Raw genomic sequence first — 22,322 nt, forward strand, 5'->3', positions numbered from 1 at the left:
TTTCTAGATTCCTCCAGTCCAAAGTTCATTCCTAAGTCTCTCCATCTCAAAGGCAACAATGTTCACTACGACCTGCCGGCAATATTCCTCGGATGCGAAAGGTGTAGGAGCCGGGTGGTATTCCTCTTCTATTATCTTTGCAACATCCTCCCACCGGTCTCGGCGAATCGCATGATCCCTGAGAAACAGCTCCGTCCTCTCCAGACGTCTCGGCTGGTATCCTCCTCCACCGACCGCTATACGTACTTTCTTCACGTTCTGATCGGAATCGATTTCAACGCCTCCCGCTACAGTAACGACAGATGGAATAAACCCCTCTCTCCTCCCTACTTTCCGGTAAAAGCATATTCTCTCTTCATCAGGTAGTCGAAAGGATACAAGAATCATATTTTTCGGTTTCGGTGACCGAATAAATGAACGAAGAGGTTCAACCATTTCTTTACCACCATGGAACCAAACAACTTTCGCTCCCAAAACCAGCAGCGCAGGAACAAGGTCGCCGATTCCATAGCCGACATTGCCACCGATGACTGCCTGATTACGGACAGCCGGGGAAGCGATTCTTGAAGCCGCTTCCGAAAGAACTGGCCACTTCGCCTGAATTAATGGGTGAGAGGCACATTCCTGGAGCTTCGTCATCGCTCCAATAGACAATTCCCGCTCTCCATTCCTTACCAAATAGTCGACTTTATCAAGGTTTGGAATTGCCGACAAACTTACGATATGAAAGGGGATATCTTCACCTTTCTCCCGCTGTAACTGGAGAATCGTCCCTCCGGCTGTATAAACAGCATCAGATCCGTGCATGGTTTTCAACCGCCATGCTTCTGTTAATGTAACCGGAGAGGAAACGGCAGGGGGGTCAGCTGTCGTCATTTCGCTTCCACCTCCATACTTCTAATCCACGCATACTCCGCTCTCGTGTCAACGTCGAAGAAGCTCCATCCGTTCCGAAATGGTACACGCCTGCCTCTTTCTGCAAATTGCTTCAGTAATCGACCTGCCCCAGCATCTCCTTCCAAAGAAAGTAAGTGTTCGAAAATGGGAGCGCCCATTAATACAGGCGGCTGCACAATTCCCTCATGAACGGAAGCGACATAATAAATACCATGCTCCTTCTCAGCACTGTAGCAGGTGATCAGCTTATTGATGATACTCGCAGACAGGAATGGCTGGTCAGCGAGAAGCGTAATGACAAAGGATGCGCCATAAGCTTGAGCTGCCCGAACACCTTGGGCCAAGGATTTCGACTGTCCGTCAGCAGATTCGGTGCATCGGACAGCACTCCACTTCTCAGAGAAAGACGGGTCTTTCAGGAGAGGATCGATCCAATGGAGCGAATCCCCCTTCCTTACGACAACAAACACATGATCCAGCTCAGAATCTAAGGCTCTGCTCAAAGCTCTGCTTCCAATCGTGCTTCCTTCAAAGGGTAGTGCAAGCTTGTTTTCCCCCATTCTCCTGCTCTGTCCAGCCGCAAGGAGGATCCCTACTTTATTCCAGCGTTTCACGGGCGACAGCCTCCTTCGAAACACCATGTACGATTTTGGATAAAGGAATGAGCTCCGCCATGATGCTTACTGCTATTTCTTCGGGCCCCTCCGCTTTGATTGATAAGCCGAGAGGAGTGGTGATGGAAGGTGGAATCTCCTTGTTTCCCAACAGACGTTTCGTCCGTTGTTTCGAACCCAGGATCCCCAGATACTTCAATTGCTTCCCTATTAATCCCTGAAGGAACTCCCGGTCTTTTTGAAAACTGTGAGTCATAATCATTACACAGTCATTTGGCTGCCAATGGATATGCTTGATTATATCGGCAGGGGAGGCAGCTATTCTTTCATCTGCGGGACAGCATGAATCTTCTACAATCAAACCGGGACGCCAGTCTGCGAGAATCGTATAGTACCCGACTTTTTCAGCAAGTTCCAGCACCGGACGTGCATCTCTACCTGCACCGAGTATGACCAATCGCTGCTTAGGCTGGAAGGTATGGATGAATATATCTTCTTTCACGGACGTCCCCTGAATCCGCTGACTTCTTTCATCCGAACGATAGGTTGCCTCATGAAGAAGCTTCTGTTCTGCTGAATGAGAAAGCCAGTGATCACCGAATCTATTTCCTTCGCTTCCTTTATACATCACAAACGACGGTGATCCTTTTTCCGGGAGCGTCCGGATCATGGTTATCTGCTCCCCGCGTTCAAGAGCATCCCTTAAAGCAGCCAGCTCCTTCTGAACTTTGGGTGTGACCCATTCGACAAGAACATGAATGACACCATTGCACCCCGATCCTTCCCCCCAGGAAAGCATGTCAAATCCCCGCATATCATAGATAATCACTTCAGGATCTTTTGGTATTTTCCCCTGCTCCATCCTGGCGGCAAGATCCTGCTCGAGACAGCCTGCACTAAGCATGCCGTATTGGCAGCCGTCTCTGTCAATGATCATCCTCGCCCCTTCTTTTTTATAGGCGGAGCCTTCCACATAAACAATCGACGCCATCACACTGCCCAGGGACGGAATCCCCTTTAAATCTCTAAAAATTCCATGGATGTCGTCCATTCCGGCCTTCCCTCCTAATTTAGTCTTTTGTTCATTGTTATAATATTCCGATAATTAAAATTACAGAGATGTAATTATTTGTCATATTTGGTGTTATTACCATCAGTTTAGACCAAACGACTACTCAGGTCATTGTTCAAGCTGACCAATAAAACTCCGGCTTTTCAGCACATTAAACAATTACGTTAACACAGGCGTACGCTTTATGAGTCTTTTAATCGATACGTCAGCTTCTTTTAGAACGACCGCTTTATCCATCGTTTTCATTTTTCGATTTTCCATCAAAAATCTGCCCCCAACCATAGTCGATTCCACATCCGCCCGGGTAGCGGAATAGACGATTCTGGAAATCGGGTCCACCCCATGCATTGGATAGGTATGAAAATCTTCCAAATTCAATATCGACAAATCCGCTTTCTTTCCCACTTCGAGACTGCCGATCTCTTTTTCCATACCAACAGCTTTCGCGCCACCGATCGTTGCCATTCGAAATACGGTTCTGGCATCCATAGCTGTCGGACCATGAAAAGGTTTCGGCAGTAAAGCAGCAAGTCTCATCTCCTGAAACATATCCAGATTATTGTTACAGGGTGCTCCGTCCGCACCTAAACTGAGCGAAATGCCGCGATCCAACATACCTTTCGTATCAGCAATGCCTGATGCAAGCTTCAAGTTCGACCCTGGACAATGGCTGACATGGACCCCTTTTTCCTTAATGATTCGTTTTTCCACTTCATCCAACCATACACAATGAGCAAGTATTAAACGCTCGTTGGCAAGGCCCAGATGATCCAGATAAACGACATTTCTCATACCGGTCTCCGCTTCAACGATGGCAATTTCCCCTCGATTTTCAGACGCATGGGTGTGGACGAATATTTGACGTTCTTTTGAAAGACGCGCAACTTCCCTTAACAACTCCTCCGTGCAAGAGACAGCAAATCTAGGCGAAAAAGCATAACGGATTCTTCCCCCGTCGTAGTTATGCCATTTATCCAACAAGTCGAGACTATCCATGACGGATCTCTCCGTCGTTTCCTGAAGCTCACGCGGCACCTCATCCCCCTTATCCATCATCACTTTCCCTGAGAGCGCTCGAATACCACTCTCCGACAAGGCCCGGAATGCCGAATCTGTATGATGGACCGTTTCCATATCCACTACAGTCGTCGTTCCGCTTTGAATCAATTCACCAATCCCAAGCATGGCGGAATAATAGACAGATTCCTCATCATGAGCTGCTTCCAGCGGCCATATCCTGTTCTTTAACCAATCCATCAACTCCAAATCATCGCCGCGCCCCCGAAAGATCGTTTGACATAAATGGATGTGCGTTTGCACAAAACCGGGGATGACCGTTCTGCCACCGGCGTCCACCATTCGATGAGCACGGGATTCTTGTAGATCTTTTCCAATTCCCGCAATAACGTCCCCTTCTATTAATATATCGCCGCACAAAACCTCTTCGTCCGCATTCATCGTTACGATTTCCGCATTTTTAATTAACGTTATCTCCAACAAACCCACCCCTTCATTTAATAAGAGAGCAAGGAGATACTCCAACCCAACTGATCCACAGAGATCCCCCTCTGCGTTGCGTAGCCGGGAATTTACGGTTCCCTGTAGAAACACCCGAACCAATTATCAGGTTTATACGAACACTTTCAGCAATCGTACCCTGGTTTTTCCAATCACTCAACAGTTATGTCACATTATGTAACAAACAAATTCAATGGTTCTTTCGCCCTCCTTTGTTGATGAAATCCAAAAATTCAGAAATATTATAGTCAGTTTAACTAATGACCATCATTCATTCGTTAGATATAATGTCAACAAATCTTACATAACTTGTAATGAAACAGGAGGAGATCTTATCAGTTTACCTAATTTGGCATCTCAAACACCCCGTCCAGCACAGAAAAATCTGCCTGAAGGGGCTCCAAGAAAATTTCAAATGCCCCATATCTACGTCATCTTGTTTACATTCAGCGCTCTGGCAGCCATTGCTACCTACTTCATTCCCGCAGGAACCTACGACAGGATTGAGGGACCGGAGGGCAGAACTACGATTGATCCCACCTCTTATCAAGCAGCCGAATCCAACCCCACCAGTTTAATGGACTTTATGCTGGCTTTCCCTCAAGGATTGGTTAGCGCCGGTTCCGTGGTATTCTTCACCTTCATTATTGGCGGCTTATTCATGGTTCTTAGAAAAACGGGCATTATCGAAAACGCAGTAGATGGATTGACGAGGACATTTGCCGGCAGAAGCCTGGCGGTCGTCCCGGTTCTGATGATCACCTTTGCAGTCGTCTGCAGTTTAATAGGAACACAGGAACTGAGCCTCGTCTATGTGCCTGTCATCCTTCCTCTCATCATCGCACTGGGTTACGACTCCATGACCGCTGTAGCCATAGCCCTCTGTGCGACAACAGCAGGTTTCACTGCCGGATTCTTAAACCCGATTAACACGGGGCTCGGCCAGCAGCTTGCCGGTGTCCCTTTATACAGCGGCCTCGGTCTGCGCCTAGGAATATTCCTTATCATCATTACTATTGGTATCCTTTATGTCATGAAATACGCGAAGAATATACGCACTACTCCATCTGCCAGTTTTGTCTATGAAGAAGACAAAGAAAAACGACAGCTCTATTCTTCCGCCGATCAAACAAAACGCTACAAGGCAACAAAAAGACAAAAAGCAGCAGCCGTTACAGCGCTCCTTTTCTTCGGAATTCTTGTTTATGGTGTCCTGAAACATGGTTGGTTCATGATGGAAATGGCCGGGCTGTTCATTATGATGGGTATCGTGGTCGGGCTCGTGGCAGGATTGTCGACCAGTGATATATGCGATGGCTTTAATGAAGGCTTTAAAAACGTCCTGCTCGGCGCATTCATCGTAGGTGTCGCAAGAGCCGTAGCCGTCATCATGGAAGAAGCGCAAATTATGGATACGATTGTTTTTTATCTCGGAGAATGGGTCGGGCATTTCCCTTCCATTTTCAGCGCCATCGGCATGTTCGGTGTGCAATTACTGTTCAACTTCCTCGTGCCGTCAGGAAGTGGTCAAGCGCTCGTGACCATTCCGATCATGGCTCCTCTTGCCGAAATCATCGGCGTCACAAAACAAACAGCCGTACTCGCTTATCAATTAGGGGACGGGCTCGGAAATATTCTTTACCCGACGTCCGGATATTTCATGGCAACTCTGGTACTAGCCGGCGTGAAGTGGCAGAAGTGGGTCAAGTTCTACCTGCCACTGTTCGGGATGTGGGTGGGCGTCAGCATCCTCTTTCTCATCCTGGCACAATGGCTTCAGTGGACAGGAGTATAAAAAAAAGAACAGCACCGAATTCGGTGCTGTTCTTTTTATGTTTGTTTCACCATTACAATCCGATTTTCTTTTTCCACAAAGCCGTTCTTTATGTAGAAATCGGCAGCGTCACCTGCATGGCTTGTCAGTAGATTAATAGAAGAAACACCTTTCTCCTCTAGGAATTCTTCTAAAGACCGCATTAAAAAAGAACCGGCACCCCGGCCCTGCAAACGATTGTCGATACAGAATTCCGCTATATAGAAGGTCCACCCTCCCGACGTCCGCCTGCTGTTTCCAATAGTAAAACCGATCATTTTCCCTTCCGCATACAAAGCCAGACCGAAACTTTTAGGTGTATTCATTAAATCGCAATCGTTCCTCTGCAGCCGTCACGGACCATGATTCAAGCCAGGGGGCTGACTGAAAAATAGTCCGAAACAGCTCCACACAGGATACGAGGTCTTCTCCTTTCAAAGAAGCCGTGCTGTAGTTCAAACCTATCCCTCCATTAATTGAAAAAGCCGTAATAAATGAAACCCGCCAGCGAAAACAGCGGAATGACGAAGAGCAGCGACCCTCGTAAAGCCCGAAAATAAGAGCGGAAGCCTCCACCCTCATCACTAACGGAAGCGATCTCCATCGACAGCCAGATGATCGTAAGCAATCCCAGTCCAATACCCGCCAGAACATTCATTACGTCCGCCTCCATTTTTTCCCTTTCCACTAGTTTACCACAGTCTCCCTTTTAAATGACCGAATTTTCAGTTTAATAAGGAATTAGTGGACGTATATTATATCTTTTTTCCGGTATACGCTGAGGACGAGTCCGAACACTAAAGCACTCATAACCGTCGGATAGAAGCCGTAGCTGAAAAACGGCAAAGAGATTCTCGTAATAGGAAGAAGACCCACGATCATCAATATATGATAGAAGGTTTGAACAGTGAAGAACACTCCTCCACCCGTCACCAACATTTTCCCGAACGGATCCCTTACCCTTAGATGAACGAGGACAAGACGTATGATAAGAAGGACGAGAACGAACAGGACTATGAACGCAGTAATCCAGCCAAAGTGATAGACGAGACTGGCATACATGAAATCTTCATATGGAGAAGTCAAAACATCCGGCTCACTCCTGTGTCCGAACCAGCCGCCGTTCAAGAGCATATATCTGACTCCCATATAGACAGCTCCACTTCCTTCTGTAAATTGCTCCGGATGAAGGAAGGCGAGCAATCGTTCTTTTTGATATACTTCCATGTGTTTCCATACCCATACACCACCACCAACTATAACTGCTGATCCACCGATTAATACCCCCGCAATCATCCTCCTGTGCCAGTTTGCATTCCATGCCATTGCAATAAAGGCAGTCAGTAATAGAAACAGCGATGCGATGTCGGGCATCATCACATAGAGAAACAAAGGAAGAGCAATCATGGCAAGACCTATCCATCTATTTGAACTTTTCTTTACGAAAAAGGCAGCGAATCCAACCAGCAGCAACGGGAGGAACATGAATGCTTTGAAAGAGAGGGGACCAGCCTGCAAAACTGGAGCTCCGTTGACAAAAGATACCGGAAGGACCAGTAAAGAAAACAGCCCTGCCACCCCGAATCCATACACTAACCCACCCCACTTCCTCAACAAACGATAGTCCAGAAAGAACAAAGCTGTCATAATCGCTATGCCTAGCGTTGTGTACAACACTTTGTTCCAAGTCGAGTATCCTTGGTCTATTCCGTAAACAAAAACCGGAAGAAAACTAAGAGTGATGGCGATACCGAGAAGCAATACCATCCACCAATCTGTCTTCGGACGATGAAGCTTATTTAAATCCATACCAAGGGAAACCGGGTTCCCCATTTGTTCCACCGCCTGTTGTTCTGCATGATCATGTGGGATACCTTCCTTAACGAGACGCTCCCTTTCGGTCTCTAAATGGCGAGCCAACTCTTCTCCTACCAGTTCCCTCGCTTCTTTGTTTTTAATATGTCCCTTTACTTGGTGTAAGAAATCACTTTCGACTCTGGTCATACGTGAATCACCGACTCAAGCAAGGGTTGAAACAGAGTCTTTTTCGTTCCAGGGGTAGTTTCGTAATTCTTCAGGAGTCTTTGACCTTTAGATGTCAGTCGATAATATTTAACGTCCGATTCCCAGGATGAAGAGAGATAGGACTGGTTCTCCAGTTTGTGCAACAGAAGATAGAGTCTGCCTTCCTCGCCGTCAAACCTTGTAATCCCTCTCACTCTAAGCTGCTGCGTCAAATGATGCCCGTTTTTCTTATACACAAGCAGTTGGAAGACAACAAGTAACACATCAATATCCCTTTCTCCCTCCTGTTTCCGTATATGGTTGATAACGGTCTCCATTTTTTCTTCACTAAACCGAAGCCTGCCTAATGCTGTTTCATCTAGAGAATGTTTTAATCTCTTCAATCGTTCATCCATCATACAAATCTCCTCCCAATTGATTTTCAAGCAGTTCCTTCGCCCGTTTAAGACGGGTCTTGATCGTATTTTCACTCTTCTTTGTCACGTTTCCAATTTCCTTGGCAGTCATCTCTTCGTAATAATAGAGATAAATGACTTCCCGATACTTCGGAGGGAGCTGCATGACAGCCGTTATTAGTTCTACATCCATAAAGCCCCGAACAACCTTTTCCTCCGTGCCCAAAGGCTCCTCCTTCTGCCTAAGCGTCTCTTCTCCTACAGCGATGACTTTTCTGTTGTACCAGCTCTTTAAATAATCTTTGCATTGATTGATTGCAATTCGCCACAACCACGTTTTCAGTTTTGAGGTACCGTTATATTTATGCAGATTTGTATAGCACTTAATGAAAATCTCCTGGGTGAGGTCCTCCGCTATTGCCTGGTTTCTCACATATGTATAAACAAGCCGAAGCACATCATCTCCATACGTATGCATAATTTCCGCAATTGCCCGTTCCTTGTCTTCTAACATCGTGTATTTCTCGATTGATTGTTCCACATTCTCGCCTCCTGCCTATTTAACGACACTACCTGACTTATAGTTTTCTTTTTCACATAAAAAAAAGAAATTCCCGTTGAAAAGGAACTTCTTCTAACGATGAAAGATGGGGCGCAGTTCTTTCCAGTCCTTCCATATGTAATCCGTCGGTACTCCCTTACTACGACCGTCGTCTTTCCACGCTGTCTGCATACCGGCATTCCTTGCTCCTTCTATATCGTTCACGGGGTGATCGCCGAGGAATACACAAGTTTCTGGAGATACACACAAGGCATCCACAGCTCGTTGAAAAATACCAGGTTCAGGTTTCTTCATCCCTTCCGCTTCCGATACAAGAATAACATCCATATACGGATCCAACCCGAGCGCGGTGATGTTGGCCCTTTGAAAACCGCTTTTGCCATTAGTAATGATCCCGATAAGAAGCTTCTCCGCTTTCCACTTCCTGACCGTTTCCATCATGCCGGGAAAAGGAATGCAGTAGCACGGAAAATGGTTAATGTAGTCGGCCAGCAGCCACTCCCATGTCAAAGAGGAGATAGAAAACTCCTCGATGAGCTGCTGATATACAATATCCTTCCAAACGTATCCATGGTTATCCAGTTCGATGAAACGATCCACATAGTCCTGTTTTGGTACGTGAGACAATTGCTCCGTCAAACGGTCATACTGTGCCGTGACAAACCGTTTAAGGGAAGAATCCCTATCAAGCATCGTTCCATCTAAATCACAAAGAACGGCTTTAATCATGAACCAGAACCTCCATAAAAAAAGTAATGATAGTACTCCACCGGTTACAATCTCCCTAAAAAGAAAGGCAGATTCGGCGGCCAACCTCTATCGGTTTCCATTAAAAAGAATCACCATTCTCAATCATAGAACACCTTCCGATAGAATTGTATGATTTTAGTACCGATATAGCTGGAACGATCCGGGTACTCCTCCCTGTAATAAGCATTCCAATAGCTGATCACTCGGCTCTCGATAAGCTGATGGAAGACAGGGTTATCCAAAAGGAACCTGTTTAATTCCTCTGTATCGAGCCTCCGCCTGTTGTCATATATGACATGGAGGATTTCCTTCACATACTCCCCGGACAGACGAATTACATATGGCAGCACCCAAGGATACACGTTTTTAAAGCTCAGGATTTTCTCCAGCTGATTCTGTCTTACAAATCCATCGTGATGTCTTGAAAAAAGGCAGGCCGCGATCATCTGCTGCTGATCCGTCATTTTATTAACCAGCCGAGAGGAGATTGGCTTATCGTACATTCGTTCAGGGATCACGAGTTCTGTTTCATGAAACCGTACACAAAAGGTTCCGGAAACATGGAACGTTTTTTTTCTCCATAAAGATAGAACTACCCGGACATCTTTTGCTAAACACGGTGGAAAGGCTCTTTCCAAGCAGCTTATACTGCGCTCCCTATTCAATTAAAAACCTGGTAAATGACATACCCGACGATCAGCAGCACGAGAAGCAGTGCCGTCCACTTTGCCCCGAGTGCTCCGACCAAATCCGGCAGTACCCCGCCTCCAGATGCACTCGATGAGTTACGCTTGATGTCCTTCGCACGCATACGTTCTCTTCTTTCTTCCGGTGTTTCCTTTGCTTCACTCATCCCCACCCCTCCTTTTTACAATTATTTCAAACGAATCTTTTTATCACAAGAAAAAAGATCACCACCACAGCGGAAACCGGTGTGACAGTGACCTTTTGTTCTAAAAGAAACCTACCGAGGATTCGTGAGTTGGCGGCTCTACAAAAACAATTCCTAATTCAAAGTGTTCCCCTTCATACATAGCACGCTGTACGTAGCGGTTTTCCCCCTCCGCGTCACGGACCTCCAGCTTCGTAAAAGCTCCGGTATTCTGCAGGGCTTCATAGAACTGATTCTCTGTACGGACAGGGATACTGTTCACACGCTCAATCACTTCACCGGGAACAAGCCCCATCTGACTGGCCGGGCTTCCAGGAAGAATACCCAGAATCCGAACGCCCTTTGGATTGGAGGAGAAGAAAGCCGGTCTGTCTTCCCTCACGCGGTGCAGGATATGAATCATTTCCCGCCCTAAAAGACTTACTATTACTGCCGCAAGGGAGAGGGCGTGGATGTAGAAGCTGGCACCCGCCAGGCAAAGGACCAGAAACGCAAGGAGGAACGTGTGTCTCCCTAATGCCTTTGCTGCCACTTCCGGCGCCTGTCCCCGTGCCGTCCATTCCGATCCCATGACGAACGGAATAAGAATGAGGCCAAAGCCGTCCTGTCCAATCGGAAACAGCGGCCACCAGGAGACGAACGATTCGATACTTCCAGAAGGTAGGAGGGCAAAGAAAGGCACAACAGCGATATTCCGCGAACGGTGCTGTCCGATCCACATGCCTCGGCTTCCCATCACCCGCTCCGGATAAGTGTGAGAAGGTGTTGTCTTCAAAAAAAGAAACGCTTCGACGAACAATAACACCGCCAACACAAGGACTACCCCTGTCAGCGGAGTTTGTTCCAGAGATTCCACCCAGCCATTGGAACGATATCTTTCCGGCAGGAGCGGAAGGAACAAAAGCAGCAAATAACTGATTCCAAGCGTATAAGCCGGCGAGTACCAATTTGATTTTCCCGTCAAACTAACCAGAAGAAGAACGACCGATACAAGCAGAAGAAAAGAAAAGCTGATAACTATTCCTCCTCCGACAGCAAGAATGGATAACAGCAGCCCTGCAGCGATCGATAGTACGACCGTCCCGCGCCAATCGGAATATCGATCAAAAATACGAATGCCGAAGGTGGCACGCTCCTTCTTTATACGCTTCACAGCAAACCAAGCCATTCCAAAAAATGCTATGTACAAAAAGGGCTGGGCGAATGCTCGCCCGATCCCCCGCAAAAGCTCCCAAATCCAAACGTCCAACGTGATTCTCCTTTCTGAATCTTCTTGATGTCTTATGTACGAAAAAATCCGCAGTCATCGACTACGGATATAGTTCGGCAAACTTCAACAGAATCCTCCTTATTGGAACAAGACGTCCAAGGCTTTCTGCATCTGTTTATCATTGTCCTCGTTACGAACTTCCTCAATAATTGCCTCTTCCAGTTTTCCACCGGTCTCTTCGTCGACTTCACCGGTTACGGAAAGGTCCGCTTCCTTCTGAAAATCTTTGACAGCGGCTTCCGTTCCTTTACTGAAATAGCCGTCCGTACGGCCGGGATCGTGACCGAGCCCCTTCAGCATCTTCTGGATGTTTCCTACTTTCTCATCCGTGTCATTGTATTTCAGCGGTTCTTTGATTTCCACCGGATTGGTATAAAAATAGGCCGGTTGTTTTACTTCCACCGTCGGTTTGATCCCTTTTTCGTGGATCCAGTTGCCGTCCGGTGTCAACCATTTGAAGAGAGTAAGTTTGATGGTGCTTCCATCCCCCATCGGAATCGCCTGCTGAACCGTACCTTTACCGAAACTCTTCGTTCCAACAAGGTCATAGCCTCCTGCTTCCTGCATCGATGCCGCTAATATCTCAGAGGCGGAAGCACTGCCTTCATCCATCAATACCGTAATCGGATAGTCCTTCTTCTTACTCTTACTGGAATATTCCTTCGAAATTTCTCCATTCCGATCTTCCACCTGTACAATCGGTTTATCATCCGTGAGGAATTCTTTCAGAATATCTTTGACATCCGTGAACAATCCCCCTGGATTTCCACGGACATCGATCACAAGACCTTCCATTCCATCCCCTTCCAGCTTCTGCAGGGCTTCATGAAATTCATCAGACGTCTGTTCCGAGAAGGAAGTAATCTCAATCACTCCGGCCTTTTTACCATCGACCGTCTTCATATCGCTGTAGACGGTCTCCAACGGAATATCGTCACGTACCAGCTTAATACTGAGCGGGTCCGTCACCCCGGGGCGGTCGATCTCGAGCGTTACCTCTGTTCCTTTTTCCCCACGGATCTTAAGAACCGCATCATACAAATCAAGGCCTTCGACACTTTTACCGTCCACCTTCAGAATCTGATCGTTCGGCTTCAGACCCGCTTCTTCCGCGGGGGAACCTTTAATTGGAGCAACAATGGTCACTTTATCATTGACCATGCTGACTTCTGCGCCGATTCCTTCAAAAGAAGACTCGATCGTCTCATTGAACTGCTCCATCGTTTCCTGATCCATGTAAACACTGTATGGATCTTCGAGCGTATCAAGCATACCCTGAACGGCGCCTTCAACGAGCTTCTTATCGTCTACCTCTTCTACGTAATTCTTCTTGATGACACCCATTGCCTGCTCAATTTTCTTCAAATCCTCCGAGCCAGCCATGTCCTTCAAGAATTCTTTCTGTTCATCTGCAGATAAGCTGCCAAAGTTCTCCGCGCCTTTATCTGCGACTTGTGCGGACTGCGATTGTTGTTCCCCACTGCCGAAGTACTCTATCCCTATGTAAGAGCCTGCTGCTCCCACGAGGACCGCAAGCGCCATCAACAGCGCGATGTAACGCGGTTTCCAATTCATCGCATTCACCCTTCTATAATGGATTTCCCTATGCTGATCGTGCTACCGATGAGCTCGGTGATCATAGACCAATGCCTCTATGTGCTACTACTATATGCATCTTTCCATAAGAGCATGTCCTCTCCATTATAAGTCATCCTCCGCCATCTATCTACCGGTATTTGGATGATATAGCAGGCCTAAAAAAAGAAAAACCACCTCTTTCAGTAAGAGGCAGCCTTCATCTGTCAGTATTGATATCCGTATTCTCCACGGCTTTCATCACGCACGATCATGCCGTCTTCAATCGCTATGACCCGCTTACGAATCGTATTCACGATTTCCTGGCTGTGGGTCGCCATTAACACAGTCGTTCCACCGGCATTAATCTCCTCCAGAATGTGCATGATCTCCCAAGACGTTTCCGGATCGAGATTTCCTGTCGGCTCATCTGCGATGACGACCTTCGGATGATTGACGATTGCACGGGCAATGGATACCCGCTGCTGTTCCCCGCCGGACAATTCATCCGGAAGAAACCGTGCCTTGTTTTTCAGGCGTACTTGATCAAGTACATCCATGACACGGCGGCGGATATTGGCCGGGTTCTCTTCGATTACTTCCAGAGCGAAAGCAACATTCTCATAGACGCTCAGCGTCGGCAGCAGTCTGAAGTCCTGGTAGACAACACCGATCTGCCTGCGCAGTTGAGGAATCTTGCGCTGCTTCATTGTGGATGTATCCATATTGTTTATCGTCACTTTGCCTGTTGTCGGCTTTTCTTCTCTGTAAATTAATTTCGTAAACGTAGACTTACCTGCTCCACTCGGACCGACGATATAGACGAATTCACCTTGATCAATCTTGACATCGACACCGTTCAGCGCTGTCACACCGTTGGTATAGGTTTTATATACCCCTTGCATTTCTATCATATAAGAATCACCTGTATTTCTATATTTGTTAATCCAGTTATCATTGACAAACAAGTCCATTATAACATTAATATTCGATGAATTTAGACATGAAATTATTACAATTGTTTTTCAATGTCGAAAAAAAAGAGCCCGGTACAACCCGGACTCCTTCGTTCTATTCTTCCATTGTAGACAACCAGTTGGCCACCAGGTCTGCATCTTCTTCTGATACATCCTGCTGCGGCATGCTGCCACGCCCATTTAAAATAATTTCCTTTATTTCGTCTGCAGAATACTTGGAACCGATCGTTGTCAACGAAGGCCCGAAGCCGCCTTCCAGATTCCCACCGTGACAGTTTGTACAATTAGCTTGATAAACGGCTTCCGCTGCTGAAGCGTCACCATTACTATCCGCACCCGCATCTTCTTCTGTCTGCTCATCTGATCCGGTATCATCCTGTGTTCCGTCTTCCTGTCCACCGCCACAGGCAGCAAGGACTAGTACAAGCCCTAAACATAATACCAACCACCACTTCTCCATCCAAAAAGTCCCCCTTCATGAAACGTACATTCTACTAACCTGTATTATAACCGAGTCACGTCGTTTTGAAACCCTCACCGAGAACTTCGGTCGCATTCATGGCGACAACGAATGCCCGCGGGTCCACCGTTTTAACCGTTTGTGTCAATTTAATGAATTCATTCTGCTGAACGACGCACATAACGACCTGTCTCTCTTTATCCGTATATCCGCCCGATCCGCTTAAAACCGTTACCCCGCGGTCGATCCGCTTGAATATGGCTGCCCTTACTCCATCCACTTCATCCGTTATAATGAGAACATTTTTTGATGTGTTTAATCCAACCTGAACGAAATCAATCGTACGGCTTGTTACAAACAATCCAATCAAGGCGTAAAGACCGGATTCAAGCGAAAAGACGAAAGCCGAAGTGATCACAATCGTTCCGTCCAGCATTGCAACGCAAATTCCGAGAGGGAGGTGTGTATACTTATGTACGACTTGAGCTGCCAGGTCAATCCCGCCTGTAGAAGCTCTGCCGCGAAATACGATGCCGAGACCCAGTCCTACTCCCATACCTCCGAAAATTGCCCCAAGAAGAGGATTGGGAGTCGCAGGGGCAAGTTCACTTGTCAGAAGCACGAATAGCGGGAGTGTAACCGTGCCGACAAACGATTTGATGCCGAAATTTTTGCCGAGAATCAGCAGTCCCATTATAAATAATGGGATATTCAGCGCCCATTGAACAATGCCGGGTTCCCATCCGAAGACGTACTTCGTAATGGTACTAATTCCAGCAACACCACCGGAAGCGATATTATTTGGCAATAAGAATAAATTAAATGCCAGCGCAACGAAGAATGCGCCTACTATAACCAACACATAATCGAACCCATGCCGGAGCAGCGGCGGCATCGGTTCTCTACGGTATTTATTTGCCATCATCATATTGTCCAACTCTCCCTGAACATTTGTCCCGTTTATTTAACCGATTGGAGTATAACACTAGGCACCCACCGTGTAAATGAATGCCGGATAACGTGTTACCAGAGTAAAGCGTCTATGTATAGTCTCATTCATTCCACCGTTTCTATCCATGAAAAAAAGCAGGGCACCCCTGCTTTTTTCACCGTTGGATTGACTCCTGTTCTTCCAACACCTCATGAAGAAGTTTCAGGACATCATCTCTCATATGTTCCCTCTCCATAGCAATAGAAAGAGTTGTTTTAATAAAGCCAAGTTGATCACCAACGTCATATCGGTCGCCAGTGAATCGATACCCATACACCGGCTGCTCTGCATTCAAACGTTCAATGGCATCGGTCAATTGAATCTCACCGCCGGCGCCTGATTCCTGCGTGGACAACAAATCCATGATCTCGGGTGTGAATATGTAGCGGCCGATGATGGCAAGATTGGATGGGGCGTCTTCCACATTCGGTTTTTCAACGAAGCGCTTCACCCCGTAACGACGATCCTGCTGCTCCTCAGGGTCGATAATACCGTACCGGAAGGTCTCTTCTCTCGGCACTTCTTTAACACCAATCACAGAAGCCCCTGTTTCTTCATACTGTTCCATCAACTGCTTTAAACATGGCTTATCGGCACGCACAATATCATCACCAAGCAGAACCGCAAAAGGCTCATTACCTATAAATTTACGCGCGCACCAGACAGCATGACCGAGCCCCTTCGGCTCTTTCTGGCGAATATAGTGGATATCAACCTTCGCGGATTGCTTCACTTCCTGAAGCAGGTCAATCTTCCCTTTTTTGAAAAGGTTCTCCTCCAGCTCAAACGCGTGATCGAAATGATCTTCAATCGCACGTTTTCCTTTCCCTGTTACGATAATGATATCTTCTATCCCGGACTCAATGGCTTCTTCTACAATGTACTGTATAGTCGGCTTATCAACGATTGGCAGCATTTCTTTCGGCATCGCTTTCGTCGCCGGAAGAAACCTTGTCCCGAGCCCGGCAGCCGGTATAATTGCTTTTTTCACCTTCATCCTTCCTAACGCCTCCTCCGTATGTATCTGCTTTCATAGTAGCAGAATTTCGTTCTTCAGGAAAATCATCTATAATGACAAACAAAAAAAGCTTCCCGCCTTTTGGGCGGAAAGCTTTTATATCATTTATCCATTTGAGAACGAAGGTACGCATTGATGAACTTATCAAGGTCTCCATCCATGACAGCTTGTGTATTTCCATTTTCAATATTCGTCCGGTGATCTTTCACCATTGAATACGGGTGGAAGACGTAAGAACGGATCTGACTTCCCCAGCCGATTTCTTTCTGTTCTCCACGAATATCGTCTAGCTCCTGCTGCTGACGCTCAATCTCAAGTTGATAGAGCTTTGCCTTCAACATCTTCATCGCCTGCTCACGGTTTTTGATCTGAGAACGCTCAGACTGACAGGTTACAACTGTATTCGTTGGCAGGTGGGTAATCCGGACAGCGGAATCTGTTGTGTTAACGTGCTGCCCGCCGGCACCACTGGAACGATACGTATCGATCTTAAGATCTTCTGTTTTCACATCGATTTCCACTTCGTCATTGAATTCCGGCATTACTTCGCACGATACGAAAGATGTGTGACGACGGCCCGAGGAATCGAACGGAGATATCCGTACAAGGCGATGAACGCCTTTTTCCGCTTTCAAGTAGCCGTACGCATTATGACCTTTAATAAGAAGCGTGACACTCTTGACACCAGCTTCTTCTCCCGGAAGGTAATCCATCGTACTGACGGAAAAACCTTTCTTCTCTGCCCACCTGGTGTACATACGCAGCAGAAGGCTCGCCCAGTCTTGTGACTCTGTTCCACCTGCACCGGGATGAAGTTCGAGAATCGCATTATTTTTGTCATAAGGCTCGCTGAGCAAAATGTTAAGCTCATACTCGTTCAAATCCTTAGAGAGCTGCTGGACTTCTTGTATAAGATCTTCCAGCAGTTCCTCATCCGCTTCCTCTTTTACAAGCTCATAGGAAACTTCAAGGTTTTCGTGGGATTCCTCGTGTGCTTCCAGTGTGTGGACTAAACCTTTCAGCCCGTTCACCTCGTCAATGACTTTTTGAGCCGTGTTTTGGTCGTCCCAAAAACCAGGCTCTGTCATTTGTTCCTCTAATTCTGCAATGCGGGTCTTCTTATGATCGACGTCAAAGAGACCCCCTGAAGTCCGCTAATCTCTTAGCTGTATTATCTAACTCGTGGCGAATTTCTGCCATATCCATAAATGATCACTCCTCTTAATATCTAACACACAAGGGAAGACACCCTCTTATATAAAGAGAGTGTCTTCAACCTTATTGACCGTGGCAATTCTTGTATTTCTTACCGCTTCCGCAAGGACAAGGGTCATTTCGACCGACTGTATCTTTCTTCACGAAAGGGGTCTTCTTCTTCGCTTCCTTGCTTTCCCCGCCGCCGGAGACGGCTTTCGCCCCCTGCGCAACTTCCTGTCGTTGAAGGTTGTTGCGAATCTGCGCTTTCATAATATAACGGGCCGCTTCTTCATCAATGTTTGCAATCATCTGTTCAAACATACGGAAGCCTTCAAAGTTATATTCACGAAGTGGGTCATTCTGCCCATAAGCACGCAGATGAATTCCTTGACGAAGCTGGTCCATCTGATCAATGTGATCCATCCACTTCTGGTCGACGGAACGAAGCAGGATAACTTTCTCAAATTCCCGCATTTGTTCGGATGAAAGCTCTTCTTCCTTCTCGTCATAGCGCAGCTTGACTTTATCGAGGATCAGTTCCTTCATTTCTTCCGGATCTTTACCTTTCAGGTCATCAGCAGTAACGTCCCCTTCCTGAAGAAGGTTAGCTCTCAAATACTCTGCAACTGCTTCCAGGTTCCAATTTTCGTCCTCGTCATCTGCCGTATGAACATCGACTGTTTGAGACACGACACGTTCTATCATCTGTTCTATGATTTCACGCAGGTTCTCAGAAGTCAGCACTTCATATCGTTGTTTATAGATAACTTCACGCTGCTGGCGAAGCACATCATCATAGGAAAGAACGGTTTTACGAGCATCAAAGTTGTTTCCTTCCACCCGTTTCTGGGCAGATTCAACAGCGCGGGAGATCATTTTACTTTCGATCGGTTGAGAATCATCCATACCGAGACGATCCATCATACTGCGAATATTGTCTGAGGCGAAGCGCCGCATCAATTCGTCATCCGTCGCCAGATAGAACTGGGACATACCAGGGTCCCCTTGACGACCGGAACGACCACGGAGCTGGTTATCGATCCGACGTGATTCATGACGCTCTGTACCGATGACAGCCAGTCCGCCAAGCTCTCTGACGCCTTCGCCTAACTTGATGTCCGTTCCACGACCGGCCATGTTAGTTGCGATTGTCACCGCACCTTTTTGACCTGCATTCTCAATGATTTCCGCTTCTCTGAAGTGGTTCTTCGCATTGAGGACGTTGTGCGGAACGCCGGCTTTATTCAAGTAGCGGGAGATAATTTCAGACGTCTCGACAGCAACGGTACCGACAAGGACAGGCTGCCCAAGATCATAGCGCTGTTTGATATCTTCCACTACCGCTTTGAATTTTCCATCCATCGTTTTATAAACGAGGTCCGGCTTATCATCACGCGCAATGTCGCGGTTCGTCGGAATGACAATAACACGCATATTATAAATGTTCAGAAATTCCTCTTCTTCTGTTTTTGCTGTACCGGTCATCCCGGAAAGCTTCTCGTACATACGGAAAAGGTTCTGGAATGTGATGGAGGCAAGCGTCTGGCTTTCATTTTGAATTTCCAAGCCTTCTTTTGCTTCGATAGCCTGGTGAAGACCATCACTGTACCGGCGTCCCTTCATCAGACGGCCTGTGAACTGGTCCACAATGACTACTTCTCCGTCTTCAATGACATAGTCCGTATCACGGTGCATAGAAGAATGGGCCTTCAGCGCCTGATTGATATGATGAATCAAAGAGACGTTGGACAAATCGAACAAGTTCTCAATTTTAAAGAACCGTTCTGCTTTATTAATACCTTCTTCTGTAAGCTGGGCATTTTTCGTTTTCTCATCATACGTAAAGTCCTCTTCTTTCTCAAGAAGACGGACGAACGAGTTTGCAGACTGATACAAGTCTGCAGACTTTGAAGCGGAGCCGGAAATGATCAACGGCGTACGTGCTTCGTCAATTAGAATAGAGTCGACCTCGTCAATAATGGCATAGTGTAACGGACGTTGGACCATCTGTTCCTTATAAAGCACCATATTGTCACGCAGGTAATCAAACCCGAATTCGTTATTCGTTCCGTACGTGATATCAGCCAGATAAGCATCACGTTTCTCTTCCTTGGACATCCCGTTCAGGTTAAGACCGACAGTCAATCCGAGGAATTGGAACAGCTCACCCATTTCCTTCGCGTCACGGCTGGCCAAGTAATCGTTGACCGTGATGATGTGTACACCTTTTCCTGTAATTGCGTTCAAGTAGGCAGGCATTGTGGAAGCAAGAGTTTTACCTTCCCCTGTCTTCATCTCTGCAATATTACCCTCATGCAGAGCGAGCGCGCCTAAAAGCTGGACTTTGAAGGGACGCATCTCAAGAACACGCTTAGAAGCTTCCCGGACGACCGAGAATGCCTCGACAAGCATATCATCCAGCTTCTCGCCTTTCTCATAACGCTCTTTAAATTCAGCTGTCTTATTTGTCAGTTCTTCATCGGATAATTTCTCTATTTGTGATTCCATTGCCTCAATATCGTCGGCAACCTTTTCTAACTTTTTGAGTTGGCGGTTATTTCCATCGCCAAATATTTTTTTTAACGTTCCAAGCATTGAAACCGCTCCTCTATTGATTTCCTATCTTCATTAAATAGTGTAATCCATGTCCTATCATAACACTAAGAGAAGCAGACTGACAATAAAGGAGACAAATGAGGAATTTGTGTGGAAATATTATATTGGGGAGGGGGTTACTTCCTCTTTTAGTGGCTCGTGGAGAAACTGATCCATATCGGAGACACGGCGGTTGGTGGCGGCAATAATCGTAACCAGTTGGGCAATCGTATCTTCCTGTCTTTTCAAACGTTCCTTAACATCCCTGCATTCGTTGCACATCATTCCATCCTCTCCTCATCTAATTAATCATCTACACTGTTTATACTACATAAATAAGACTGGAGCGAGGAGCCAAATATCAATTCTTCACCGGTTTTCATGTCGAAAATTCCCTTTTCAGCGTATAAAAAAGGAAGAATTGCTACATCAAACTCTACAAACATTAAAAAATCCTCCTGCCGGGGCAGGAGGAGCATCTTTTCTTATATTAAGTTTCGATCAAGCCATAACGGCCATCCCGACGTTTGTAGACAATATTTGTTTCGTCGGTGCTTGCATTTGTGAAGACAAAGAAGTTATGACCCAGCATATCCATTTGAAGAGCCGCTTCTTCGCTGTCCATCGGTTTCAAGTCAAAACGTTTCGTTTTTACGATTTGTACATCGAGTTCATTCTCATCTTGGATCTGGCCCTGCTGAGACTCGCGTTCAAGTTCAGCAAAGACGTATTTCGGAGCACCCTCTTGGCGGAAACGGCGATTCACTTTCGTTTTATGCTTTCGAATCTGTCGTTCCAATTTATCTACCACAAGGTCGATGGCAGCATATAGATCTGTGTTATGTTCCTCGGCACGAAGAAGTAAATTCTTCATCGGGATCGTTACCTCGATTGTCTGCTCATCATTATAGACACTTAAGTTTACGTGTACCTCGGAAGTCGGGGGAGTGTCAAAGTAGCGTTCAAGCTTGCCCACCTTTTTCTCCACATAATCCTTGATAGAATCCGTCACTTCCAAGTTTTCACCACGAATGTTGTATTGTAGCATCAGAAGTGTCCTCCTTTCATCCTTATGTGATATATATTCTACCATACCCATGGCCTTTCCTGCATAAACTTTCTAAATATTTTGTCATATTTGTGTCGGTAATTGCTGGAAGGTGTCAATCGGAGGGAAAAACGTTGATTTTCGACGGTCGCATTAAGTAGAAAAATATAAACATCGGGTGGAAGAGGGTGTTTCTTCTATCAAAGGAGAACTTAAAAAAGCCCCCTTACTAAGAAGAGGACGGACTTGTTTCTCTCTATTAATGGGTGACATATGGATACAGATACCGCTGAACGTCCAGTTTCCAAGCTTCATAACTTGGAATGATCCGGGTACGAAGGAGAAGTATTTTCCCTTCTTCTGTATCTTCATCAAACCATGCCTGTAAATGAATGATCATCCGACTGAATTCTTCTAAAAGCAGGTGCATCCCCTCTTCGTTGAAGATGTCTGCTATCTGCTCATGGGTGTGGTTCATCTGGATGAAGGCATCCAGGATATCCTGGAAAACCACTGGTGTCCTGAATGAACCTCCATCACAGATTTGTTTTTCCACATATTCCAACCCTTCACTGATTGTATGTATCAGGTTGTCATATTGGATAAGCAAGTAGTGCTGAGCTTCTGCCAAAGCTTTCAAATAATCACCTATT

26 protein-coding genes and 1 riboswitch are annotated in these 22,322 nt (G+C 46.4%); of the genes, 1 reads left to right on the forward strand and 25 read right to left on the reverse strand.

The window, feature by feature from the left end; translation table 11 throughout:
- Positions 1-3 precede the first annotated feature (3 nt).
- The 4 genes from M662_RS14565 to M662_RS14580 form a co-directional block, all read right to left on the reverse strand.
- The gene (locus M662_RS14565; protein ID WP_026578213.1) at positions 4-876 is read right to left on the reverse strand and encodes an FAD binding domain-containing protein; all 873 of its coding nucleotides are present in this window, start codon (positions 874-876) and stop codon (positions 4-6) included.
- A complete protein-coding gene (locus tag M662_RS14570; protein WP_026578212.1) occupies positions 873-1,511 on the reverse strand; it encodes an NTP transferase domain-containing protein in 639 nt (212 codons plus the stop codon). The genes M662_RS14565 and M662_RS14570 overlap by 4 nt, the downstream gene beginning before the upstream one ends.
- The gene (locus tag M662_RS14575) at positions 1,495-2,562 is read right to left on the reverse strand and encodes an XdhC family protein (protein WP_051348931.1); all 1,068 of its coding nucleotides are present in this window, start codon (positions 2,560-2,562) and stop codon (positions 1,495-1,497) included. Before M662_RS14575 ends, M662_RS14570 begins: the two co-directional genes overlap by 17 nt.
- Positions 2,563-2,742: 180 nt before the next feature.
- On the reverse strand, positions 2,743-4,080 hold the full coding sequence (locus M662_RS14580; protein WP_026578211.1) for a 5'-deoxyadenosine deaminase: 1,338 nt from the start codon (positions 4,078-4,080) through the stop codon (positions 2,743-2,745).
- A 60-nt stretch (positions 4,081-4,140) separates the two neighbouring features.
- Positions 4,141-4,240, reverse strand: a riboswitch (purine riboswitch).
- Positions 4,241-4,516: 276 nt separating this feature from the next.
- Here M662_RS14580 and M662_RS14585 point away from each other — a divergent pair.
- Positions 4,517-5,896 carry a YfcC family protein gene (locus tag M662_RS14585; protein WP_008635614.1) on the forward strand — a complete coding sequence of 460 codons (1,380 nt, stop codon included), beginning with the start codon at positions 4,517-4,519 and terminating at the stop codon, positions 5,894-5,896.
- 35 nt (positions 5,897-5,931) lie between these two features.
- Here the strand turns inward: M662_RS14585 and M662_RS14590 are convergent, their stop codons facing one another.
- The 21 genes from M662_RS14590 to M662_RS14690 form a co-directional block, all read right to left on the reverse strand.
- Positions 5,932-6,240 carry a GNAT family N-acetyltransferase gene (locus M662_RS14590; protein WP_026578209.1) on the reverse strand — a complete coding sequence of 103 codons (309 nt, stop codon included), beginning with the start codon at positions 6,238-6,240 and terminating at the stop codon, positions 5,932-5,934.
- On the reverse strand, positions 6,227-6,373 hold the full coding sequence (locus M662_RS14595; RefSeq protein WP_162129302.1) for a hypothetical protein: 147 nt from the start codon (positions 6,371-6,373) through the stop codon (positions 6,227-6,229). The genes M662_RS14590 and M662_RS14595 overlap by 14 nt, the downstream gene beginning before the upstream one ends.
- A 13-nt stretch (positions 6,374-6,386) precedes the next feature.
- Positions 6,387-6,572, reverse strand: a complete 186-nt coding sequence (locus M662_RS14600) for a hypothetical protein (RefSeq protein ID WP_008635609.1) — start codon at positions 6,570-6,572, stop codon at positions 6,387-6,389.
- An 83-nt stretch (positions 6,573-6,655) separates the two neighbouring features.
- Entirely contained in the window at positions 6,656-7,918 is a 1,263-nt protein-coding gene (locus M662_RS14605) for an FtsW/RodA/SpoVE family cell cycle protein (RefSeq protein ID WP_008635607.1), read from the reverse strand.
- Positions 7,915-8,337, reverse strand: coding sequence for a PadR family transcriptional regulator (locus M662_RS14610; RefSeq protein ID WP_051348930.1), 423 nt, complete (start codon positions 8,335-8,337; stop codon positions 7,915-7,917). Before M662_RS14610 ends, M662_RS14605 begins: the two co-directional genes overlap by 4 nt.
- The gene (locus tag M662_RS14615) at positions 8,327-8,848 is read right to left on the reverse strand and encodes a sigma-70 family RNA polymerase sigma factor (protein ID WP_035388404.1); all 522 of its coding nucleotides are present in this window, start codon (positions 8,846-8,848) and stop codon (positions 8,327-8,329) included. The genes M662_RS14610 and M662_RS14615 overlap by 11 nt, the downstream gene beginning before the upstream one ends.
- Before the next feature lie 120 nt (positions 8,849-8,968).
- A complete protein-coding gene (locus tag M662_RS14620) occupies positions 8,969-9,625 on the reverse strand; it encodes an HAD family hydrolase (protein WP_008635601.1) in 657 nt (218 codons plus the stop codon).
- Positions 9,626-9,744: 119 nt separating this feature from the next.
- Complete coding sequence (locus tag M662_RS14625; protein ID WP_152413351.1) at positions 9,745-10,110, reverse strand: hypothetical protein; 366 nt, start codon at positions 10,108-10,110, stop codon at positions 9,745-9,747.
- 197 nt (positions 10,111-10,307) lie between these two features.
- Positions 10,308-10,499, reverse strand: coding sequence for a DUF6366 family protein (locus M662_RS14630; RefSeq protein WP_008635597.1), 192 nt, complete (start codon positions 10,497-10,499; stop codon positions 10,308-10,310).
- A 100-nt stretch (positions 10,500-10,599) separates the two neighbouring features.
- A complete protein-coding gene (locus M662_RS14635; RefSeq protein ID WP_026578208.1) occupies positions 10,600-11,787 on the reverse strand; it encodes a PDZ domain-containing protein in 1,188 nt (395 codons plus the stop codon).
- 99 nt (positions 11,788-11,886) lie between these two features.
- Positions 11,887-13,383, reverse strand: coding sequence for a S41 family peptidase (locus M662_RS14640; RefSeq protein WP_026578207.1), 1,497 nt, complete (start codon positions 13,381-13,383; stop codon positions 11,887-11,889).
- 227 nt (positions 13,384-13,610) lie between these two features.
- Entirely contained in the window at positions 13,611-14,297 is a 687-nt protein-coding gene (gene ftsE / locus M662_RS14645; RefSeq protein WP_008635590.1) for a cell division ATP-binding protein FtsE, read from the reverse strand.
- Between the two features lie 157 nt (positions 14,298-14,454).
- Positions 14,455-14,820, reverse strand: a complete 366-nt coding sequence (gene cccB / locus M662_RS14650) for a cytochrome c551 (protein ID WP_008635588.1) — start codon at positions 14,818-14,820, stop codon at positions 14,455-14,457.
- 55 nt (positions 14,821-14,875) lie between these two features.
- Complete coding sequence (locus M662_RS14655) at positions 14,876-15,715, reverse strand: YitT family protein (RefSeq protein WP_008635586.1); 840 nt, start codon at positions 15,713-15,715, stop codon at positions 14,876-14,878.
- Between the two features lie 211 nt (positions 15,716-15,926).
- A complete protein-coding gene (galU, locus tag M662_RS14660) occupies positions 15,927-16,808 on the reverse strand; it encodes a UTP--glucose-1-phosphate uridylyltransferase GalU (RefSeq protein WP_026578206.1) in 882 nt (293 codons plus the stop codon).
- Positions 16,809-16,930: 122 nt separating this feature from the next.
- A protein-coding gene (gene prfB / locus M662_RS14665; protein ID WP_152413350.1) for a peptide chain release factor 2 occupies positions 16,931-18,035 on the reverse strand; the annotation gives its coding sequence in 2 pieces (ribosomal slippage) (positions 16,931-17,962 and positions 17,964-18,035; 1,104 coding nt in all).
- Between the two features lie 72 nt (positions 18,036-18,107).
- Entirely contained in the window at positions 18,108-20,621 is a 2,514-nt protein-coding gene (gene secA, locus M662_RS14670) for a preprotein translocase subunit SecA (RefSeq protein WP_008635580.1), read from the reverse strand.
- A gap of 120 nt (positions 20,622-20,741) precedes the next feature.
- Positions 20,742-20,906 carry a hypothetical protein gene (locus tag M662_RS14675; RefSeq protein ID WP_161484909.1) on the reverse strand — a complete coding sequence of 55 codons (165 nt, stop codon included), beginning with the start codon at positions 20,904-20,906 and terminating at the stop codon, positions 20,742-20,744.
- Positions 20,907-20,926: 20 nt separating this feature from the next.
- Positions 20,927-21,067 carry a hypothetical protein gene (locus tag M662_RS14680; RefSeq protein WP_162129303.1) on the reverse strand — a complete coding sequence of 47 codons (141 nt, stop codon included), beginning with the start codon at positions 21,065-21,067 and terminating at the stop codon, positions 20,927-20,929.
- Positions 21,068-21,111: 44 nt separating this feature from the next.
- Positions 21,112-21,669: a ribosome hibernation-promoting factor, HPF/YfiA family gene (gene hpf / locus M662_RS14685; protein WP_008635578.1), complete on the reverse strand. Its 558-nt coding sequence runs from the start codon at positions 21,667-21,669 to the stop codon at positions 21,112-21,114.
- Between the two features lie 259 nt (positions 21,670-21,928).
- Positions 21,929-22,309 (reverse strand): DUF8042 domain-containing protein, encoded by a 381-nt coding sequence (locus M662_RS14690; RefSeq protein ID WP_026578205.1) that lies wholly within the window; start codon positions 22,307-22,309, stop codon positions 21,929-21,931.
- Between the last annotated feature and the right edge of the window lie 13 nt (positions 22,310-22,322).

This window comes from Bacillus sp. SB49 (assembly GCF_000469135.2).
Classification (GTDB): Bacteria; Bacillota; Bacilli; order Bacillales; family Halobacillaceae; genus Halobacillus.

Excerpts from the sequence above, each read along its gene's own strand:
- ftsE (WP_008635590.1), bottom strand. The coding sequence starts at position 14,297 with ATGATAGAAATGCAAGGGGTATATAAAACCTATACCAACGGTGTGACA.
- M662_RS14565 (WP_026578213.1), bottom strand. The coding sequence starts at position 876 with ATGACGACAGCTGACCCCCCTGCCGTTTCCTCTCCGGTTACATTAACA.
- hpf (WP_008635578.1), bottom strand. The coding sequence starts at position 21,669 with ATGCTACAATACAACATTCGTGGTGAAAACTTGGAAGTGACGGATTCT.
- M662_RS14585 (WP_008635614.1), top strand. The coding sequence starts at position 4,517 with ATGCCCCATATCTACGTCATCTTGTTTACATTCAGCGCTCTGGCAGCC.
- M662_RS14575 (WP_051348931.1), bottom strand. The coding sequence starts at position 2,562 with ATGGACGACATCCATGGAATTTTTAGAGATTTAAAGGGGATTCCGTCC.
- M662_RS14625 (WP_152413351.1), bottom strand. The coding sequence starts at position 10,110 with ATGACGGATCAGCAGCAGATGATCGCGGCCTGCCTTTTTTCAAGACAT.
- M662_RS14675 (WP_161484909.1), bottom strand. The coding sequence starts at position 20,906 with ATGATGTGCAACGAATGCAGGGATGTTAAGGAACGTTTGAAAAGACAG.
- M662_RS14630 (WP_008635597.1), bottom strand. The coding sequence starts at position 10,499 with ATGAGTGAAGCAAAGGAAACACCGGAAGAAAGAAGAGAACGTATGCGT.
- M662_RS14680 (WP_162129303.1), bottom strand. The coding sequence starts at position 21,067 with ATGTTTGTAGAGTTTGATGTAGCAATTCTTCCTTTTTTATACGCTGAA.
- secA (WP_008635580.1), bottom strand. The coding sequence starts at position 20,621 with ATGCTTGGAACGTTAAAAAAAATATTTGGCGATGGAAATAACCGCCAA.
- M662_RS14620 (WP_008635601.1), bottom strand. The coding sequence starts at position 9,625 with ATGATTAAAGCCGTTCTTTGTGATTTAGATGGAACGATGCTTGATAGG.
- M662_RS14590 (WP_026578209.1), bottom strand. The coding sequence starts at position 6,240 with ATGAATACACCTAAAAGTTTCGGTCTGGCTTTGTATGCGGAAGGGAAA.
- galU (WP_026578206.1), bottom strand. The coding sequence starts at position 16,808 with ATGAAGGTGAAAAAAGCAATTATACCGGCTGCCGGGCTCGGGACAAGG.
- M662_RS14655 (WP_008635586.1), bottom strand. The coding sequence starts at position 15,715 with ATGCCGCCGCTGCTCCGGCATGGGTTCGATTATGTGTTGGTTATAGTA.
- M662_RS14600 (WP_008635609.1), bottom strand. The coding sequence starts at position 6,572 with ATGAATGTTCTGGCGGGTATTGGACTGGGATTGCTTACGATCATCTGG.
- M662_RS14640 (WP_026578207.1), bottom strand. The coding sequence starts at position 13,383 with ATGAATTGGAAACCGCGTTACATCGCGCTGTTGATGGCGCTTGCGGTC.
- M662_RS14605 (WP_008635607.1), bottom strand. The coding sequence starts at position 7,918 with ATGACCAGAGTCGAAAGTGATTTCTTACACCAAGTAAAGGGACATATT.
- M662_RS14615 (WP_035388404.1), bottom strand. The coding sequence starts at position 8,848 with ATGTTAGAAGACAAGGAACGGGCAATTGCGGAAATTATGCATACGTAT.
- cccB (WP_008635588.1), bottom strand. The coding sequence starts at position 14,820 with ATGGAGAAGTGGTGGTTGGTATTATGTTTAGGGCTTGTACTAGTCCTT.
- M662_RS14610 (WP_051348930.1), bottom strand. The coding sequence starts at position 8,337 with ATGATGGATGAACGATTGAAGAGATTAAAACATTCTCTAGATGAAACA.